The organism is Streptomyces sparsogenes (assembly GCF_001704635.1).
GTDB lineage: Bacteria > Actinomycetota > Actinomycetes > Streptomycetales > Streptomycetaceae > Streptomyces > Streptomyces sparsogenes.
The window spans coordinates 1-2,761 of sequence record NZ_MAXF01000171.1; the positions used below are offsets into that span (position 1 = coordinate 1).

A 2,761-nucleotide genomic window follows, 5' to 3' on the forward strand; every position below is an offset into this window, starting at 1 on the left:
CCTCCATGGAGGGACGTGACGATGGACTTCGCCTACGGCGAGTCGTTCACCGAGGAGAGCCCGGAGGCGTACGAGCGGCTGATCCTCGACGTCCTGCTGGGCGACGCCAACCTCTTCCCGCGCACCGAGGAAGTCGAGGAGTCCTGGAAGATCCTCGACCCCGTGGAGGGGTACTGGGACACCCACGGCACACCCGAGCAGTACACCGCCGGGACCTGGGGCCCCAAGGCCGCGGACGAGATGCTCGCACGAGACGGACGGAGCTGGCGCCGGCCATGAACATCGACCTGACCAACACCACATCGAGCAAGGTCAACGCGGCCCTGGTGGAGGCCCGCCGGGCGGCGGGCGGACCGGCCGTCGGCATGGTGCTGACCCTCGTCGTCGTCACCGACGAGGGCAACCACTACGACGCGCTCAAGGCCGCCGCCGACGCCTCCCGGGAACACCCCTCCCGGATCCTGGCGGTCATCAAGCGGCCCGGCCGCACCCCCCGCGACCGCCGCACCGCGCGCCTCGACGCGGAGGTGCGCCTCGGCGGCGACGTCGGGGGCGGCGAGACCGTCGTCCTGCGGCTGCACGGCGAACTCGCGGACCACGCCGACTCGGTGGTGCTGCCGCTGCTGCTGCCGGACGCCCCGGTGGTGGTGTGGTGGCCCGTGGACGCCCCGGACCACCCGGCCAGGGACCCGCTGGGCGCGCTCGCGCAGCGGCGGATCACCGACGCGTACGCCGTCGAGCAGCCGCTGGAGCAGCTGGCGGCCCGCGCCGCCTCGTACGCCCCCGGCGACACCGACCTGGCCTGGACCCGGCTCACCCCCTGGCGGGCCATGCTGGCGGCCGCGCTGGACCAGGCGCGTGCCGAGGTCACCTCGGCGGTGGTGGAGAGCGAGGCGGACAACCCGAGCGCCGAGCTGCTGGCCCGCTGGTTCGCCGACCGGCTGAGGGTGCCCGTGGAGCAGGTCGTCACCGCCGGCCCGGTGGTCACCGGGGTGCGGCTGCGCACCGCCACGGGGGACATCCACATCGACCGCCCCGACGGCCCGGTGGCCACGCTCTCCATCCCCGGCCAGCCCACCCGCACCCTGGCGCTGAAGGTGCGCGGCACCGCCGACCTGATCGCCGAGGAACTGCGCCGGCTCGACCCCGACGAGGCGTACGCCGCCGCCCTGCGCGCCCACGTCACCGCCCCGGCGGCTTCCGCGACTTCCCACAAGCACGAGCAGAAGGAGCAGCAGGATGCCTGACCCCGCCCGTCTCGACCGACTGCCCGAGTGGACCGCGCTGGCCAAGCACCGCGAGGAGCTGGCCGGGGTCCGTCTGCGCGAGCTGTTCGCGGCCGACCCCGGGCGCGCCGACCGGTACGCGCTGCGCGTCGGGGACCTGTACCTCGACTACTCCAAGCACCTGGTGACCGAGGACACCCTGCGGCTGCTGCGGGAGCTGGCACAGGCGCGCGGCGTCGCGGAGCTGCGGGACGCGATGTTCCGCGGCGAGAAGATCAATGTCACCGAGGACCGGGCCGTGCTGCACACCGCGCTGCGCGCGCCCCGCGACGCCGTGATCGAGGTCGACGGCGAGAACGTGGTCCCGGGTGTGCACGCGGTGCTGGACGAGATGGCCGCCTTCGCGCGGCGGGTCCGCTCCGGCGAGTGGACCGGCGCCACGGGCAAGCGCGTCCGGACCGTCGTCAACATCGGCATCGGCGGCTCCGACCTGGGCCCCGCGATGGCGTACGAGGCGCTGCGCCCGTACACCGCGCGGGAGCTGGACGTGCGGTTCGTGTCCAATGTGGACGGCGCCGATCTGCACGAGGCCGTGCGGGACCTGGACCCGGCCGAGACGCTGTTCATCGTCGCCTCGAAGACCTTCACCACGATCGAGACCATCACCAACGCCACCTCCGCCCGGCAGTGGCTGCTGGCCGGTCTCGGCGCCGGGGAGGAGGCCGTGGCCAGGCACTTCGTGGCGCTGTCCACGAACGCGGAGAAGGTGGCGGAGTTCGGCATCGACCCCGCCAACATGTTCCGGTTCTGGGACTGGGTCGGCGGCCGCTACTCCTTCGACTCCGCCATCGGCCTGTCGCTGATGATCGCCATCGGCCCGGAGCGGTTCCGCGAGATGCTCGACGGTTTCCGCCTGGTCGACGAGCACTTCCGCACCGCCCCCGCGGAGGCCAACGCGCCGCTGCTGCTGGGGCTGCTGGGCGTGTGGTACGGCGCGTTCTTCGACGCGCAGTCGCACGCGGTGCTGCCGTACAGCCACTACCTGTCGAAGTTCACTGCGTATCTGCAGCAGCTGGACATGGAGTCCAACGGCAAGTCGGTGGACCGCGGCGGCGATCCGGTGGAGTGGCAGACCGGCCCGGTGGTGTGGGGCACCCCGGGCACCAACGGCCAGCACGCCTACTACCAGCTGCTGCACCAGGGGACGAAGGTCGTCCCGGCCGATCTGATCGGCTTCGCCCGTCCGGTGGCGGAGCTCGGCCCGGAACTGGCCGCCCAGCACGACCTGCTGATGGCCAATCTCTTCGCCCAGGGCCAGGCGCTCGCCTTCGGCAAGACGGAGGAGGAGGTGCGCGCCGAGGGCATCGCCGAGGAACAGGTCGCACACCGCACCTTCCCCGGCAACAAGCCCACCACCACCATCCTGGCCACCGAGCTGACCCCCTCGGTGCTCGGCCAGCTGATCGCGCTGTACGAGCACAAGGTGTTCGTCCAGGGCGCGATCTGGAACATCGACTCCTTCGACCAGTGGGGCG

2 protein-coding genes and 1 pseudogene are annotated in these 2,761 nt (G+C 72.4%); all 3 read left to right on the forward strand.

What is annotated here, in order from left to right; genetic code table 11:
* Positions 1–279 (forward strand): annotated as a pseudogene (locus tag BBH68_RS32420) (glucose-6-phosphate dehydrogenase); the annotation flags it as partial.
* Complete coding sequence (gene opcA, locus BBH68_RS32425) at positions 276–1,247, forward strand: glucose-6-phosphate dehydrogenase assembly protein OpcA (RefSeq protein WP_065967340.1); 972 nt, start codon at positions 276–278, stop codon at positions 1,245–1,247. The pseudogene BBH68_RS32420 and the gene opcA, both read left to right, overlap by 4 nt.
* Positions 1,240–2,761 (forward strand): glucose-6-phosphate isomerase (gene pgi, locus BBH68_RS32430; RefSeq protein WP_065967341.1); only part of this gene is annotated, 1,522 nt, incomplete at its 3' end. The genes opcA and pgi, both read left to right, overlap by 8 nt.

Bases quoted from the DNA above. Each gene is read 5' to 3' on its own strand.
- opcA (WP_065967340.1), top strand. From the start codon at position 276: ATGAACATCGACCTGACCAACACCACATCGAGCAAGGTCAACGCGGCC.